This window comes from Sphingopyxis sp. (assembly GCF_035998905.1).
GTDB lineage: Bacteria > Pseudomonadota > Alphaproteobacteria > Sphingomonadales > Sphingomonadaceae > Sphingopyxis.
Genome location: NZ_DASYHG010000016.1, coordinates 1 through 16,526, shown reverse-complemented (window position 1 = coordinate 16,526; position 16,526 = coordinate 1). Strand labels below are relative to the sequence as shown.

Genomic DNA, 16,526 nt, shown 5'->3' with positions numbered 1-16,526 from the left:
CGGGGACATGGGCCTGGGGGCGGGTCTTTCTTTATCGAAAGACAGCCAAGGCACCCCGCGCCGGTTCAGCCCATGGCCAGCATGTCGTCGAGCAGCGCCAGTGCGTCGGCGCGCGGTGAACCGGCGTCGAGGAGCGGGTTGAGCCGGTCGTCGAGCAGCAGGATCGCAAACCCGTGGACCATGCTCCACGCGCGCGCGGCGTGGGCGCGGGTGGCGCGCGCGGCGTCGGGGTCGCCTTCGTGGGTGGCGGCGACCGAGCCGGTCAGCGTGCCGAAGGCGCGCAGCATCGCCTCGTGCAGCGCAGGGCGCGTCTTGTCGAGCCGCTCACCGCGGAACATCAGCTGGAACAGCCCCGGTTCGGCGAGCGCGAATTCGACATAGGCGCGGCCGATCGCGTTGAGCTTGTCCTGCGGATCCTCGTGACGTGCGGATGCGCTTTGCATCGCGTCGGCGAAGCGGTTGAAGCCGACCGCCGCGAGTTCGCTGACGAGCCCGGTCAGGTCGTCGAAGTGATTTTTGGGCGCGGCGTGCGAGGCACCGACCTCGCGGGCGACGCCGCGCAACGTCAGGCCGGCGACGCTATTGCGGTTCACAATTTCTTCGGCGGCGGCGAGCAGCGCCGCGCGCAGATCGCCATGATGATAGGGCCTGGTCATGCGACCGCTTAATCCGTCAATGTTGACGCTGTCAATTTAATGCTTGACTTCGGGCTCCGCGATCATCGATATTGACAGTGGAAACATTGAGTCGAAAGGAACGGCGGATGAAAACCCTGCTTTATGCCATCGGGCCGATGCTGTTCGACTCGCTCGGCGTGCTCGTCTTTGCGGTGCTGCTTGCCGCCGGCGCGGGCATCGTTCCCGCGGTCGTTGCGGGGACCGTGGTTGCGGTCGCGGTGATCGGATACGAGCTGGTGCGGGGCCACCGGATTGCGGCGTTACAGTGGATCAGCCTCGCTTCGGTGCTGTTTACCGCCGCCGCGACCTTGCTGACCGGCGACCCGCGCTTCGTGATGGCGAAGCCGACGATCGTCTATCTGATCGTGGGCAGTGTGATGCTGCGCAAGGGCTGGCTCAACCGCTATATTCCGCCCGAACAGCTCGCGATCGTCGGCGATGTGATGGACCGCTTCGGCATGATCTGGGCGGCGCTGATGTTCGCGAGCGCGGGGCTGAACCTCGTCGTCGCACTCTTCTTCACCGCATGGTGGCCGCTGTTCATCGGGATATTCCCGCTGGCGTCGAAGTTCGGCCTGTTCGCGGTCCACATTGCGGTGGTGCACTTCATCATGCAGGCGCGGCTGCGCCGCCGCGCGAACGGCGAGTTGCAGCCGCTCGCAGCGGAGTGATTATTCGGCGTCGAGCCCGTAGGCGGTGTGGAGCACGCGCACCGCGAGTTCGGTTTCGTCCTCGTCGATCAGTACGCTGACCTTGATTTCGCTGGTCGAGATCGCCTGGATGTTGATGCCGCGGTCGGCCAGCGCGCGGAACATGGTGCTCGCAACCCCCGCATGGCTCTTCATGCCGACGCCGACGACGCTGATTTTCGCGACCTTGTCGTCGCTGATGATACGGTTGAAGCCGATCTTGTCCTTCGCGCCTTCGAGCAGGTCGATCGAGCGGAGGAGGTCGGTGGCGGGAACGGTGAAGGTCACGTCGGTCTCGCCCTTTTCGCGGCCGACATTCTGGATGATCATGTCGACGTTGATACCCGCAGCGGCGAGCGGGCCGAAGATGTTCGCGACAGCGCCCGGTTTGTCGGGCACGCGCGTGACGATGATCTTCGCTTCATTCTTGTCGTGGGCGATGCCGGTGATCAGCTGCCGTTCCATCTGATGTTCCTCTATTTCCTCGTCGCTGACGATCATCGTGCCTTTTTTCGGAGCCTCGTCGCCCTCGACGAAGCTCGAAAGCACCTGCACGCGCACGCCTTCTTTCATCGCGAGCCCGACCGAGCGCGTCTGGAGCACCTTGGCGCCGACGCTCGCGAGTTCGAGCATTTCTTCATAGGTCACATAGTCGAGCTTGCGCGCGCGCGCGACGATGCGCGGGTCGGTCGTGTAGACGCCGTCGACGTCGGTGTAGATGTCGCAGCGATCGGCCTTCAGCGCGGCGGCGACCGCCACGGCACTGGTGTCCGAGCCGCCGCGGCCGAGTGTCGAGACACGGCCGTCGTCCATCATGCCCTGAAAACCCGGGATGACCGCAACTTCGCCCTTTGCCATCGCGGCGGCGAGCGCGCCGGTGTCGATATCGGCAATGCGCGCGCGGGCGTGGGCTTCCTCAGTACGGATGGGGAGCTGCCAGCCGAGCCAGCTTCGCGCGGGGGTGCCCATCGCTTGCAGGGTCAGCGCGAGCAGGCCCGACGTGATCTGTTCGCCCGCGGCGACGACGACGTCATATTCGGCCGGATCGTAGCGCGGGTTCGCCTCGCGGCAGAAACCCACAAGCCGGTCGGTTTCGCCCGCCATCGCCGAGACGACGACCGCAACTTCGTTGCCGTTTGCGACTTCGCGCGCGACGAGTTTCGCCACGGTGCGAATCCGCTCGGTGCCCGCCATCGACGTGCCCCCGAATTTCATCACGATCCGCGCCATCTCGCCCCGCTTTCCTGAATAAGTTTCCACCGCAACTTTCCCGTGGATTTCTGCGGCGCTCGCGCTGTTAGGCAAGGGGGCGGGTGATGGCAAGACCGGCTTCGTATGCGGCGGATAGAATTTCTTGCATGGCGCGAGGCGGAGTGCCACATCGCGGGGCATGAGCGCTGCCACGATCAATCCGCACGAAGCCGCCCATTTCGGGGCGCTCGCCGCCGACTGGTGGGACCCGCACGGGTCTTCGGCGATGCTGCACAAGCTCAATCCGGTGCGGCTTTCCTATATCCGCGACCAGATCGACGCGCATTGGCATGTCGATGCGCGCGAGCGTTATGCGCTCGCCGGGCGAAGTGCGATCGATGTCGGGTGCGGGGCGGGGCTGCTCGCCGAACCGCTGGCGCGGATGGGCGCGGCGGTGACGGGCGTCGATGCGGCGCCGGAGAATATCGCTGCGGCGCAGGATCATGCGGCGGGGCAGGGGCTGGCGATCGCCTATTTTGCCGGCGAGCTCGCCGCGCTGCCGCCCGCGACCTTCGACCTCGTCACCTCGATGGAGGTCGTCGAGCATGTCACCGATCCGGCGGCGTTCATCGGCGAGCTTGGGGCGCGGCTCGCGCCCGGCGGGCTGATGATATTGTCGACGCCGAACCGGACGATGCTGTCGAAGCTGCTGCTGGTCGAGGCGGCCGAAAGGGTCGGCGCGGTACCGCGCGGGACGCACGACTGGGACCAGTTCCTGAAGCCCGAGGAGCTGACGAAATTTCTCGAAGGCGCGGGGCTCGAGGTGATCGACCGCACCGGCCTGTCGCCGTCGGCGGCCAAAGGCTTCAAGCTGGGCGGCAGCGAGGCGCTCAACTATCTGGTCGCCGCGCGGTGGCCGGGCTGATCGCCAAATGAGCGGCAGGCGCGACCCACGCGTCAACGCCTATATCGCGAAGGCGCAGCCCTTTGCGCAGCCGATCCTGACCCATTTGCGCGAACTGGTGCATAGCCATGCGCCGGGCGCGCAAGAGACGCTAAAATGGGGCGTACCGCATTTTGTGCTCGGCGGACAGAATCTCGCGGGCATGGCGGCGTTCAAGGAACATGCGACGTTCGGCTTCTGGCGCGACGAGGAAGTGACGGGATCGCCGCGCGATACCGGGGCGATGGGGAGCATGGGGCGGCTCGCGTCGCTGGCCGATTTGCCATCGGACGGGCAGATGGCGGTCTATATCGCGAAGGCCGCGGCTCTGTGCGCCGAGGGCAAGCCCAAGCGCGCGGCTTCGAAGCCAAAGGCGGCGCTCGACCTGCCCGACGATCTAGGCGCCGCGTTGAAGGCGAACGCCGCGGCGCAAGGCCATTGGGACGCCTTCTCGCCCGGCAAGCGGCGCGACTATATCGAATGGGTGCTCGAGGCGAAGCGCGAGGAAACGCGGGTCAAGCGCATCGAAACGATCGTCGCGCAGGTTGCCGAGGGCAAGGACCGCAACTGGAAATACAAGAGCTGCTGACGGCTTTGCGTCAGAAGTCGACGTCTTCATAATATTTCGGCGGCGTCACGATCTCCATCCGCTCGGCGAGCAGCGGGCGGAAGCTCGGGCGCGATTTCAGCCCCGAATACCAGCCCTTCGTCTGTTCGTGCCCCGTCCAGTCGATCCCGCCGAGATAGTCGGCGACCGAAATATGCGCCGCGGCAGTGAGGTCGGCGAGGCTCATCGTCGCGCCGGCGAGCCAGGTGCGGTGGTCGATGAGGTAATCGACATAGTCGAGATGGTTGTTGGCGGCCTTCATCGCCTCGCGCAGTGCGCCGCCGTCGGGCGGCTGGCGGTGGACGATGCGTTTCTGCATGCGTTCAAAGAGCAGCGGGCCGGTGACTTCATAATAGAAGTCATGGTCGAACCACGACGTCAGCCGGCGGATTTCGGCGCGGTTGGCTGCCGTGCCGTTGATCATCGCCTTGCCTTCGACGGTTTCCTCGAAATATTCGGCGATGGCCATGCTGTCCATCAGCACCTGGCCGCGCGCCTGGTCGACCATCACGGGGGTCCGCCCCGCCGGGTTCAGGTCGATGAACTCGTCGCGGCGTTCCCACGGCGATTCGCGCACCAATTCATAACCGACGCCCTTTTCGCCCAGCAAAAGGCGGACCTTGCGCGAAAAGGGGCAGAGCGGGAATTGATAGAGTTGCCACATCGGTCTGGCATAGCGGCACCGGGGCGGCGCGCGCAACGGCTATAGCGCGCGCCGGTGAAGCGATTGTGGATTAAGCGTCAGCGGCGCGCCGCGTCGCGCTCGCGTTCCCATTGCGCCGCAAAGTCGCGTGCCATGTCCTTGAGCACCGGCGCATAGGCCGCGAGTGCCGAGGCGGCGTGCCCCGCCATGCGCGTGCCCGCACGGACGTCGGCGCCCATGCGTGTCGCATATTCGGGATCGCGCCCGGTTACTTCGCCGAGTGTCGCGTCGGGCGGGATATAGGCGGCATCGGATTCGGGGTCGATCTGCGCCACGGCCTTCGCCAGTGGGCCGACCTGCATCTGCATCAGCGCGCCGACCATCGCGGTGATCGTGTCCGCCATCCGATCCTGCGCCGCGGGGTCGTTCAGCGTCGCAACGGCGCCCCGCATGTCGTTCGCGGCGGCCGGAAGCGGCGCGGCGAGTGCGAGCAGGGGAAGGGCGATCAGCGCGAAACGGGTCATGATTCCATCCTTTCGAAGGACGTGATGGTTCATCAAAGCGGCATCCATAGCGGATCGACGCTTTCGCCCCGGTGAACGCGCCGCGCAATGCGGTGAAGCGTAGCGTGAACGCGACCAATCCTCCCCATGACATCGCCACGGGGAGGATCCGGGCTATTCGGCGGCCACCACCTCGGCTTGCGTCTCGCTTAGCGGATGCGCGATGCGGGTCAGCATTTCCTTCGGGCAGACCTGCCAGAACTGGCCTTTCCAGCGGTCCCAGTCGGCGAGGATTTCGCTCGACCATTTGCTGCCGGTGGCCTGCGCATGATCTTCGATCAGTTCGCGGACCACGCCTTCCCAGTGCGCGCTGTCGATCCGCTGCCACACGATCGATTCACCGTTCGCGCGACCTTCGAACTGGCCGTCGGTGTCGAGGATGAACGCCATGCCGCCGGTCATGCCTGCGCCGAAGTTCGATCCGACGGGGCCGAGGATCACCGCGGTGCCGCCGGTCATATATTCGCAGCCATTGGCGCCGCAGCCTTCGACGACGACCTTCGCGCCCGAGTTGCGGACCGCGAAACGTTCACCCGCCTGACCCGCCGCGAGCAGGGTGCCTGCGGTCGCGCCATAGAGCACGGTGTTGCCGATGATGCTGTTGTGCTGGCTGACAAGCGGGCTCGACACGGTCGGGCGCACGACGATGCGGCCGCCCGACAGGCCCTTGCCGACATAGTCGTTCGCGTCGCCGAACACTTCGAGCGTGACGCCCTGGCAGAGGAAAGCGCCGAGCGACTGGCCCGCGGTGCCGCGGAGGCGAACCTGCACATGATTGTCGGCGAGGCCCTTCATCCCGAACCGCGCGGTCACCTCGGCCGACAGGCGCGTGCCGACGGCGCGGTGCGTGTTGCGGACGTTGTAGGTGAGCTGCATGCGCTCGCCGCGCTCGAACAGCGGCTTGGCATCGTTGAGGATTTGCGCGTCGAGGCTGTCGGGCACCGGGTTGCGGAAGCTCGGCCCTTGCGAGCGGCGCTGATCGTCGGGCGCATCTACCTTGGCGAGGATCGGATTCAGGTCGAGGTCGTCGAGATGCTCGGCGCCGCGGCTGACCTGGCGCAGCAGTTCGGTGCGTCCGATCACCTCGTCGAGGCTGCGGCAACCGAGCTTGGCGAGGATTTCGCGCACTTCCTCGGCGATGAAGGTCATCAGGTTGATGACCTTCTCGGGGCTGCCCGTGAACTTCTGGCGCAGCTTCTCGTCCTGCGTGCAGACGCCGACGGGGCAGGTGTTGCTGTGGCACTGGCGCACCATGATGCAGCCCATCGCGACGAGGCTCAGCGTCCCGATGCCATATTCCTCGGCGCCGAGGATCGCTGCGATCACGATGTCGCGCCCGGTCTTGAGCCCGCCGTCGGTGCGCAGGCGGATGCGATGGCGAAGGCCGTTGAGCGTCAGCACCTGATTGACTTCGCTGAGGCCCATTTCCCAAGGCGTGCCGGCATATTTGACGCTCGTCTGCGGGCTGGCGCCGGTGCCGCCGGTGTTGCCCGCGACGAGGATGACATCGGCGTGCGCTTTCGCGACGCCCGCAGCGACGGTGCCGATACCCGCTGAGCTGACGAGCTTGACGCAGACGCGCGCCTTGGGGTTGATCTGCTTGAGGTCGTAGATGAGCTGCGCGAGATCCTCGATCGAATAGATGTCGTGGTGCGGCGGCGGGCTGATCAGCGTCACGCCGGGGGTCGCATGGCGCAGCCGCGCGATGAACTCGGTGACCTTGAAGCCCGGGAGCTGGCCGCCTTCGCCGGGCTTGGCGCCCTGTGCGACCTTGATCTCGATCTCGTCGCACGCGCCAAGATATTCGGCGGTGACGCCGAAGCGGCCGCTCGCGATCTGCTTGATATTGCTGTTGGCATTGTCGCCGTTCGCATAGGGGCGATAGCGTTCGCTCGCTTCGCCGCCTTCGCCAGACACCGCCTTCGCGCCGATGCGGTTCATCGCGATCGCGAGCGTCTCGTGCGCCTCGGGCGACAGCGCGCCCAAGGACATGCCGGGAGTGACGAAGCGCTTGCGGATCTCGGTGATCGCCTCGACGCTGTCGAGCGCGACGCCCTGATTGGGATAGTTGAACTCCATCAGGTCGCGCAGATAGATCGGCGGCAGGTCGGCGACCCCGCGCGAGAATTGCAGATAGGTCGAATAGCTGTCGGTCGCGACCGCGGTTTGCAACAGGTGCATGAGCTGCGCCGAATAGGCGTGCGCCTCACCGCCCGCGCGCTGGCGGTAGAAGCCGCCGATGGGGAGGGTGGTGACGCGCTTGTCGAACGCGGCGCTGTGCTTGTCGGTCGCGTTGATGAACAGCGACTGATAGCCTTCGCCCGAAATCTTCGCGGGCATGCCGGGGAACAGGTCGTTGACGAGGGCGCGGCTGAGGCCGACGGCCTCGAAATTATAGCCGCCGCGATAGGAAGAGATCACCGCGATCCCCATCTTGGCGAGAATCTTGAGCAGGCCATCGTCGATCGCCTTGCGGAAACGCAGGCGGCAGTCGTCGAGCGAGAGTTCGCCGAACAGGCCGCGTGCCTGCCGGTCGGAGATCGCCGCTTCGGTGAGATAGGCGTGCACTGTCGTCGCGCCGACGCCGACAAGCACGGCGAAGGCGTGGGTGTCGAGCACTTCGGCCGAGCGGACGTTGATCGAGGCGTAGCTGCGGAGGCCCTTGCGGACGAGATGGGTGTGGACCGCGGCGGCCGCCAGCACCATCGCGACCCCGACACGGCCGTCGCCGATATTCTGGTCGGAGAGGAAGAGTTCGGAGCGTCCGGCGCGCACCGCTTCCTCCGCTTCGCGGCGGACGCGGGCGATCGCCTCGCGCAGCGTCGACGCATCGCCGCCCGCGGCGAAGGTGCAGTCGATGTCGGCAACCGCATCGCCGAAATAGGCGCGCAGGCGATCCCAGTCGTCGCCGACGAGGACGGGGCTGTCGATCACGAGGACGTGGTCGCTCTGTCCCTTTTCGTCGAGGATGTTCGCGAGGTTCGCGAAACGCGTCTTGAGGCTCATCACATGCCGTTCGCGCAGACTGTCGATCGGCGGGTTGGTGACCTGGCTGAAATTCTGGCGGAAGAATTGCGCGACATGGCGTGGCTTGTCGGAGATCACCGCGAGCGGCGTGTCGTCGCCCATCGAGCCGATCGCTTCCTTTGCGTCCTCGACCATCGGCGACAGGATCAGCTCCATATCCTCCATGGTGAGGCCCGCCGCGACCTGGCGGCGGAGCAATTCGGGGCGATCGAAGACGGGCAGGCTCGATTTGCCGCCCTTGGGCAGGTCGGCCATCGTGCGGAAGCCCTTGACGCGCGAGGCATAGTCGGCGGCGTCGGCAATCTTGTCCTTGATCGCGAGGTCTTCGTAGAGCGTGCCGTCGTCGAGATCGACCGCGATCATCTGGCCGGGGCCAAGGCGGCCCTTCTTGCGGATGCTCGCTTCGGGCAGCAGCACCATGCCGCTTTCGGAACCGACGACGAGCAGGTTGTCGGCGGTCAGCGTGTAGCGAAGCGGGCGCAGCGCGTTGCGGTCCATGCCGGCGACCGCCCAGCGGCCATCGGTCATCGCGAGTGCGGCGGGGCCGTCCCACGGCTCCATCACGCTGGCGAGATAGCTATACATCGCGCGGTGGTTGTCGGGGACGTCGCATTCGGTCGTCCAGGCCTCGGGGACGAGGATCAGCTTTGCGGTCGGCGCGTCGCGGCCGGCGCGGCACAGCGCCTCGAACACCGCGTCGAGCGCGGCGGTGTCCGATGCGCCTGCGGGGATCACCGGCTTGATGTCTTCCGAATGCTCGCCGAAGGCGAGGCTCGCCATCTTGATCTCGTGGCTCTTCATCCAGTTCTTGTTGCCACGGATCGTGTTGATCTCGCCGTTGTGGGCGAGGCAGCGGAACGGCTGTGCAAGCCACCATTGCGGGAAGGTGTTCGTCGAATAGCGCTGGTGGAAGATCGCGACGCGGCTTTCGAACAGCTTGTTCGTGAGGTCGGGATAGAAGTCGGCGAGACTCTCGGCGAGGAAGAGGCCCTTGTAGATGATCGAGCGCGCCGACAGGCTGCACACGTAAAAGTCGGCGATCTGCGCGGCGATCACCTTTTTCTCGATCCGGCGGCGGACGAGATAGAGCTGCTTTTCGAACTCGGCGACCGACTGTTCGTCGGGGAGGGGGCCCGCGATCATGATCTGCTCGATCTCGGGGCGCGTGCGCTGCGCCTTGTCGCCGATCACCGACACGTCGACCGGCACCTGCCGCCAGCCATAGATGGTGAAGCCAGCGTCGATGATCTCGGCCTCTACGATCGTACGGCATTCCTCCTGCGCGCCCAAATCGGTGCGCGGCAGGAAGACCATGCCGACGGCGAGGCGGTTCGGGCGCACCTTGTGCCCCGACGCCGCGATCGCATCGTCGAAGAACCGCACCGGCAGGTCGACATGGATGCCCGCCCCATCCCCGGTCTTGCCGTCGGCGTCGACTGCGCCGCGGTGCCAGACGGCACGCAGCGCCTCGATCGCCGCCTCGACGACGCGGCGCGACGGCTTGCCGTCGGTAGCCGCGACCATGCCGACGCCGCAGGCATCGGATTCCATGTCGGGGCGGTACATGCCTTCGGCTTCGAGCCGCGCGTGATCGGGGGTGGGGTAGTGGGTCATCATCTTCGTCCTGACGGGATAGGCCGGAGCCTATTCGGAGGGGTTCTTGTCCAGCCGCTCGCGCGCCTTGCTGGCGGCTTCGGCTTCGGCTTCGAGATAGGCGTTCGCCGCGGCGGCTGAGGCGGCTTCGAGCTCCTCGACGCGCTTCAGGTCGGCGGCCGACCAGTTGCTGCGATCATAGGCCGGGTCGTCGACCGCTGCGACGGCAGCATCGGCGGCGGCCTCGGCCGCGTCAGCCGCGGCTTCGGCGCCCGCGACGTCGACGGCGGCATCGACCGCTTCGGCGGCCTCGGTCGCCTCGACGGCGTCCGAGTTCCACATGTCGCGCTGTTCCTTCAGCACCTTCACATCGACCTTCATCAGCTTGGCGAGCTTCGCGAGATCCTTGTCGGTGAAGTCGGAGAGCTGCTTTTCCTTCGGCAGCTCCTTGAAGTCCTTCTCGATCTCGGGCGCGCGATCGATGAACTTGGTGATCAGCGGCGGCACCGCCTTGATCACTGCGAGCATCACTTCGGGATCGGCCTGCAGCGCCATCCACTCGCTCGCGTAGATCCTGCCCGTCGGGCTTGCGAGGAAGCCGTTGAGGTCGGTGAGCTGCGCGCCGGTGAACTTGCGGGCATAGGCCTTGGCAAGGCCGCTGCGCATCGGCGGCTCCATGTCGGCGAGAGCTTCGCTGATCAGCGGCTTGATCACGCGGGTGATCTGGTCTTCGCGCTCCTTGCGGTGCGGGTCGAACATGTCGGCGACCTTGCCCTTCGTCGCCTCGTCGAGCTTCGCGATCTGGTCGCTTTCGACCCCGGTCTTGATCGACAGCATCATGTCCGACTGGCCGCCGAACTCGCCCATCAGCGTCTTGAACATCTTGCCGTAAAGGTTGTCGACCATCTTCTCGATGCTGCCGGCCGGGATCAGTGCCGCGGTCGTCTGCTGCGCGAGCGTCAGGCGCGCGGGGTCGATTGGGGGCAGGCCGCTCGTGTCGAACATCTTTTCGATGAGCGCGATCGCCTCATCCATTTCCTTCTGCATCCGCTCCTTTTGCCGTGCGGCATAGGCTTCGCTGTCAAAGTCGGTGGCGGGTTCTTCCTCGACCTGCGCGGGCTCGGCCACCATCACCTCGGCGACGGGCGCTTCCTTGGCGGCTTTCTTGGGCGCGGCATGCGCCGCGACGCCGAGCGGCAGCATGGCGACGGCACCGGCAAGCAGAATCGATTTGAACGACGGCATCATGAAAATTCCTTCCTGTTGGTCATGCTGCCCTCTTTTCGCTTTTCGCCTTCGCTTTCAACCACTTTGCCATATGGTCGCTGACATCGCGGCCATCGCGGATGCCCCAGACGACGAGGCTGGCGCCACGCACGATGTCGCCTGCGGCAAAAACGCCGGGAAGGCTGGTCATCATCGTCTGGTGATCGACGCGCAGGGTGCCCCAGCGCGTGACCGAAAGGTCGGGCGAGCCGAACAGGTGCGGCAGTTCCTCGGGATCGAAGCCCAGCGCCTTGATCACCATGTCGGCGGGCACGTCGAACTTGCGCCCCGGATCGGCTTCGGGGCTGCGGCGGCCGCTCGCGTCGGGTGCGCCGAGGCGCATCCCGGCGACCGCGACTTCCTTCACATGCTTGTCGGCGGTGAAGCTTTCGGGGGCCGAGAGCCAGACGAACTCGACGCCTTCCTCTTCGGCGTTGGCGACCTCGCGCTGCGACCCCGGCATATTCTCGCGGTCGCGGCGATAGAGGCACTTCACCGATTTTGCGCCCTGCCGCACCGCGGTGCGGACGCAGTCCATCGCGGTGTCGCCGCCGCCGATCACGACGACATGCTTGCCCTTGGCGTCGAGGCGGCCGTCGTCGAATGCGGGGACGGCGTCGCCGAAGCTCTTGCGGTTCGATGCGATCAGATAGTCGAGTGCGGCGATCACACCGTCGGCGTCCTTGCCGGGGACGTTGATCTCGCGCGCCTTGTAGACGCCCGTCGCGATCAGGATCGCGTCATGCTTCTGGCGCAGCGCGTCGAGCGTTGCATCCTCGCCGACCGCGAAGCCGAGGTGGAAATGGATGCCGCCTTCGACCAGCCGGTCGATGCGGCGCATCACGACGTCCTTTTCCAGCTTGAAACCGGGGATGCCATAGGTGAGCAGCCCGCCCGCGCGGTCATGCCGGTCATAGACATGGACCTCATGCCCCGCGGCGCGCAGATATTCGGCGGCGGTAAGCCCCGCCGGCCCCGCGCCGATGACGCCGACCGACTGGCCCGTCGCCGCGCCCGCGTGCAGCGGCTCGACCCAACCCTCGGCCCACGCCGTGTCGGTGATATATTTCTCGACGCTGCCGATCGTCACCGCGCCATGGCCCGAAAATTCGATCACGCAATTGCCTTCGCACAACCGGTCCTGCGGGCAGATGCGGCCGCAGATCTCGGGCATCGTCGAGGTCGCGTTGCTGAGCTCATAGGCTTCGCGCAGCCGCCCCTCGGCGGTCAGGCGCAGCCAGTCGGGAATATGGTTGTGGAGCGGGCAATGCACCGAACAATAGGGCACGCCGCATTGCGAGCAGCGCGCCGCCTGCGCGTCGGCGTCGGGCGCAGCATAGCGCTCGGCGATCTCGCGGAAGTCGCGCGCGCGTTCTTCGGCGGAGCGCTTGTCCGGATAGGATTGTTCACGCCCCACAAACTGGAGCATGCGTTCGGAAGCCATGCAGTATCCCCTTCGTTGAGCGGGGAGTTGCATTGCCAAAATTGGCCTGTCACGACCAAAATGCGAGTTAGGGCAGCATTACTAACCTAAAATGGAGGGGAATTTTCCTCAAAATGAGTTCGCGCAATAATGTTTCGCAAACTAGTAAAATATCGGACCTATCTCACGGCTAGCCACACCAGTGCACCGGCGCCGACGATGATTCGATACCAGGCAAAGGGCGCAAAGCCGAAGCGGCCGACGATCTTGACGAACGCCTTCACCACGATCAGCGCGACGAGAAAGGCGACAACCAGCCCGATGGCGATGGCGTTGATGTCGTCGAAGGTCAGGATCGCGCGATCCTTCCACAACGAATAGGCGGTGGCGCCCATCATCGTCGGTACGGCGAGGAAAAAGCTGAATTCGGCCGCCGTCTTGCGTTCGACACCCATCAGCAACGCGCCCATGATCGTAGCGCCCGACCGGCTGACCCCCGGGATCATCGCGACGCACTGCATGACACCGATGGCGATGGCGGTGCGCACCGGCATCGCTTCGACGCTTTCGAACTTTACGACCTTTATCATGCGTTCGATCACGAGGATCGCAACGCCGCCGACAAGCAGCGCGATCGCGACTGTGGTCGGCGATTCGAGCAGCGCGCGGATGCCTTTATAGGCGACAGCGCCGATAACCATTGCGGGCAGGAAGCCGATCAAGATGTTGCGCGTGAAGGCGATCGACGACGGGTCGGCGTGCAGCAGGCCCTTGCCGACGGCCCAGAAACGATGGCGATAGGCGACAAGCACCGCGAGGATGGCGCCGAGCTGGATCGCGATCTTGAATGCCGCGGATCCTTCGCCGGTGAAGCCGAGCAATTCGCTCGCGAGGATCAGGTGGCCTGTCGAAGAGACGGGCAGGAATTCGGTCAGCCCCTCGATGATGCCGAGGAGGATGATGGTCAGAAGGTCGTTCATGGAATGTCCTGGGGATCGTCATCCCCGGCAATCACATGGCGACCGCCGGGAAGGGCGGTGGGGGTATCAGGCGGTCTGGGCGAAGCGGCCGTGACGGCGATACTGGACGAGCCAGCCATCGGCGACCGCGGCGAGCGAGGTCGACGCGATTCCGAGCTCGGCGAGGCCCGCAGCGCCGCCGGCAACGACATTGTCGTGCTGGAGCATCAGCCACTGGTCCTTGGTGATCGGCGCGAAGGGCGCCCAGCCGAATCCCGAAGCGAGCGTCGAGGCGACGAAGTCGGGTATCTGGATGAACAGGGGCGAGCGGCCGGTCGCGTCGGCGATCCAGCGGAGCAGGTCGCGCATCGCCAGCACCTGCGGTCCGCCAATCTCGAACATCTTGCCTGCCGCCTCGTTGCCGAGCGCGGCGACGACCGCATCGGCGACATCGCCGACATAGGCGGGCTGGAATTTCGCGTTCGGCGCAATGACCGGGACGACCGGCGACATGCGGATAAGGCCCGCGAACCGGTTGATGAAATGATCCTCGCGCCCGAAGAGGATCGACGGCCGCAAGATCGCCGCGTCGGCGAAGGCCGCGCGAACCGCGGCTTCGCCGTCGCCCTTGCTGCGGCCATAGGCCGACGGGCTTTCGCGATCGGCGCCGATGGCCGAAACATGGACGAGCGCGCCGGCGCCTGCCGCTTTCGCCGCCGCGGCGACATGGCCGGCGCCGTCGGCCTGCACCGCCTGCATGTCGTCGAACGCGCCGGCGAGGTTGATCACCGTGTCGCTGCCCTGCACGGCGCGCGCCACGCTGGCGGGGTCGCGAACGTCGCATGCCACGAACTGCGTCTGACCAAGGCCGCCGAGCGGCTTGAGGAAGGTCGCGGCGCGCGGGGTCCGCTGCGCGACGCGGACGCGGGCGCCGCGGGCGAGCAGTCTCTGCACGACATAGCGGCCGAGGAAGCCGCCGCCGCCCAGCACCGTGATCAATTGTCCGTCGAGTTTCTGCATATCGTCCGCCTGTGATCGATTCTTTTACCCGGCGCAGGGCGCGCCACACGGCTTCCCCATGCCGCGAAGCGGGGAAGGGGGCAAGGGGAACCACGGCATTCGGACGCAAAACCCGCGGCTTTGCGATAAAATGCACGTCGCCCCTCGCAGCGTTGTTGACAAGCCGATGGCGGCCCCGCTAAGCGCCCGCTCCTACCCCGTGCCCAGATGGCGGAATTGGTAGACGCACCAGCTTCAGGTGCTGGCGATCGCAAGGTCGTGGAGGTTCGAGTCCTCTTCTGGGCACCATCTGTTCTCCTCGGAATGTCCGAGGACGTCCAGTAAGCGGCTGGTTTCTCACCGCTTTTTCGATGAGACTCGCTGAGTGGAATCCAGGCTGATCCAGCCGGAACCATCAGCGTACCATCAGCTTTGATGGTGTTTTTGATGGTTTCGGTCAGCCTATCGAAGGTGAAACCATCATGTCGCTTACCCACATCCAGATTTCGAACGCTAAGCCCAAGGAAAAAGCCTATAAAATGGCTGACGCCGACGCCCTGTACCTCGTGGTCAGGCCGAGCGGCGCAAAAGTCTGGCGAATGAACTATCGCTATCTCGAACGGCAAAAGACGCTGTATTTCGGGTCGTGGCCCGATGTCGGCATCGCGTCCGCTCGGGAACTTCGCGACGAGGCGCGCAAGAAGCTTGTCGCCGGGCTTGATCCCGCAGCGGAGAAGAAGGTCGCGCGGATCACCCAGAAGATCGCGCAGGACAATACGTTCAAGGCGATCGCCGAGGAATGGCTGGTGAAAATCGAACGAGAAGAGCGCGCGCCAGTCACGCTTCGGAAGGTGCGATGGCTCCTCGACATCGCCGAACCGATGATCGGCAGTCGCCCGATATCGAAACTCACCGCGCAGGAAATCCTGGCCGTTCTCCGTAAAGTCGAGGCGAACGGCCGATATGAAAGCGCGCGGCGCATGCGGAGCGTGATTAGCCGAGTGTTCCGCTACGCCATTGCGACCGCAAGGGCCGACCGCGATCTGGCGGCCGATCTCCGTGGTGCGCTGATCACTCCGAAGGTGAAGCACCACGCCGCCATCACGGCCCCGAAGGAAGTCGGCGCGCTGCTCCGCGCGATCGATGGCTACGCTGGTCACGAGCTCACCGCGGTCGCGCTTCGATTGACGCCGCATCTTTTCGTCAGACCGGGCGAACTGCGCCAGGCAGAATGGGCGGAGATTGATTCCCATGATGCCGTCTGGTCGATCCCGGCAGAGAAGATGAAAATGCGCCGCTCGCTTTGCGTCCCCCTGTCACGGCAAGTTCTTGCGATGCTCGAAGAGCTCCACGCCCTTACCGGCCATGGGAGATACCTCTTTCCGTCCTTTCGGACGCCCCGCCGTTGCATGTCGGAGAATACTGTCAGCGCCGCGCTTCGGCGGCTGGGCTACAGCCGTGAGGAGATGACGGCTCATGGATTCCGCGCGACGGCCGCCACTCTCCTCAATCAGATGGGAATGTGGCACCCGGATGCGATCGAAAGGCAACTGGCACATCTCGATGCCAATGCGACGCGCCGGGTCTACACCCGCGGCGAATATTGGGACGAACGTGTTCGCATGATGCAGCATTGGTCCGATTATCTCGACGAGCTGCGCGATGGGGCGCAAATTCTGCGCCCCGCCTTCGGCAAGAGTGCGACCTCGACCGCCTAGCGGCCGATCAGGGCCTTGAGGCTCGTATAGAGGACCAGCGTGGACCGGCCGACTTTGACGACCTCAAGGTCGCCGGACACGATCAACTTGTCAAACGGCGTTCAAAAGGGACCCCCGATCGGCGTCGAAGAGGGACCCCTTTTCGGATATGATGTTGGTTTGTTGAAGATGGCCTTGCGCTGCGTGCGGCGGAGGGCGGGCGTAGCCCGACCGGAGGCGCGCGCAGCG

At 65.4% G+C, this 16,526-nt stretch carries 13 protein-coding genes and 1 tRNA gene; 5 read left to right on the top strand and 9 right to left on the bottom strand.

All coding sequences use genetic code 11. The annotated features are described in order from the left end of the window. Window positions 1–65 precede the first annotated feature (65 nt). The gene (locus VGN62_RS07450) at window positions 66–656 is read right to left on the bottom strand and encodes a TetR-like C-terminal domain-containing protein (protein WP_327452344.1); all 591 of its coding nucleotides are present in this window, start codon (window positions 654–656) and stop codon (window positions 66–68) included. Window positions 657–763: 107 nt separating this feature from the next. Between VGN62_RS07450 and VGN62_RS07445 the strand changes: the two genes are divergently transcribed. Beyond that, the gene (locus VGN62_RS07445; protein WP_327452342.1) at window positions 764–1,348 is read left to right on the top strand and encodes an inner membrane-spanning protein YciB; all 585 of its coding nucleotides are present in this window, start codon (window positions 764–766) and stop codon (window positions 1,346–1,348) included. On the opposite strand, the gene VGN62_RS07440 is transcribed toward VGN62_RS07445, so the two are convergent. Continuing rightward, entirely contained in the window at window positions 1,349–2,596 is a 1,248-nt protein-coding gene (locus VGN62_RS07440) for an aspartate kinase (protein WP_327452340.1), read from the bottom strand. Window positions 2,597–2,756: 160 nt separating this feature from the next. On the opposite strand from VGN62_RS07440, the gene ubiG reads away from it, so the two are divergent. Both ubiG and VGN62_RS07430 read left to right on the top strand, forming a co-directional pair. Continuing rightward, window positions 2,757–3,482: a bifunctional 2-polyprenyl-6-hydroxyphenol methylase/3-demethylubiquinol 3-O-methyltransferase UbiG gene (gene ubiG / locus VGN62_RS07435; protein WP_327452338.1), complete on the top strand. Its 726-nt coding sequence runs from the start codon at window positions 2,757–2,759 to the stop codon at window positions 3,480–3,482. Window positions 3,483–3,489: 7 nt separating this feature from the next. Beyond that, window positions 3,490–4,089: a YdeI/OmpD-associated family protein gene (locus VGN62_RS07430; protein WP_327452336.1), complete on the top strand. Its 600-nt coding sequence runs from the start codon at window positions 3,490–3,492 to the stop codon at window positions 4,087–4,089. A 10-nt stretch (window positions 4,090–4,099) separates the two neighbouring features. On the opposite strand, the gene VGN62_RS07425 is transcribed toward VGN62_RS07430, so the two are convergent. From VGN62_RS07425 to VGN62_RS07395, 7 genes are all read right to left on the bottom strand, one after another. Next, complete coding sequence (locus tag VGN62_RS07425; protein WP_058537165.1) at window positions 4,100–4,771, bottom strand: glutathione S-transferase family protein; 672 nt, start codon at window positions 4,769–4,771, stop codon at window positions 4,100–4,102. A gap of 77 nt (window positions 4,772–4,848) precedes the next feature. Next, the gene (locus tag VGN62_RS07420; RefSeq protein WP_327452329.1) at window positions 4,849–5,274 is read right to left on the bottom strand and encodes a hypothetical protein; all 426 of its coding nucleotides are present in this window, start codon (window positions 5,272–5,274) and stop codon (window positions 4,849–4,851) included. Window positions 5,275–5,427: 153 nt separating this feature from the next. Further along, window positions 5,428–9,957, bottom strand: coding sequence for a glutamate synthase large subunit (gene gltB / locus VGN62_RS07415; RefSeq protein WP_327452326.1), 4,530 nt, complete (start codon window positions 9,955–9,957; stop codon window positions 5,428–5,430). A 27-nt stretch (window positions 9,958–9,984) separates the two neighbouring features. Beyond that, a complete protein-coding gene (locus VGN62_RS07410) occupies window positions 9,985–11,181 on the bottom strand; it encodes a DUF2059 domain-containing protein (RefSeq protein ID WP_327452324.1) in 1,197 nt (398 codons plus the stop codon). 19 nt (window positions 11,182–11,200) lie between these two features. Continuing rightward, window positions 11,201–12,643 carry an NAD(P)-dependent oxidoreductase gene (locus VGN62_RS07405; protein ID WP_327452322.1) on the bottom strand — a complete coding sequence of 481 codons (1,443 nt, stop codon included), beginning with the start codon at window positions 12,641–12,643 and terminating at the stop codon, window positions 11,201–11,203. A gap of 158 nt (window positions 12,644–12,801) precedes the next feature. Beyond that, window positions 12,802–13,602, bottom strand: coding sequence for an undecaprenyl-diphosphate phosphatase (locus VGN62_RS07400; RefSeq protein ID WP_327452320.1), 801 nt, complete (start codon window positions 13,600–13,602; stop codon window positions 12,802–12,804). Window positions 13,603–13,668: 66 nt separating this feature from the next. Beyond that, window positions 13,669–14,601, bottom strand: a complete 933-nt coding sequence (locus tag VGN62_RS07395) for a complex I NDUFA9 subunit family protein (RefSeq protein WP_327452318.1) — start codon at window positions 14,599–14,601, stop codon at window positions 13,669–13,671. 201 nt (window positions 14,602–14,802) lie between these two features. On the opposite strand from VGN62_RS07395, the gene VGN62_RS07390 reads away from it, so the two are divergent. Both VGN62_RS07390 and VGN62_RS07385 read left to right on the top strand, forming a co-directional pair. Further along, window positions 14,803–14,889: transfer RNA gene (locus VGN62_RS07390), tRNA-Leu, on the top strand. A 173-nt stretch (window positions 14,890–15,062) separates the two neighbouring features. Further along, complete coding sequence (locus tag VGN62_RS07385; RefSeq protein WP_054588751.1) at window positions 15,063–16,298, top strand: tyrosine-type recombinase/integrase; 1,236 nt, start codon at window positions 15,063–15,065, stop codon at window positions 16,296–16,298. Window positions 16,299–16,526: the final 228 nt, after the last annotated feature.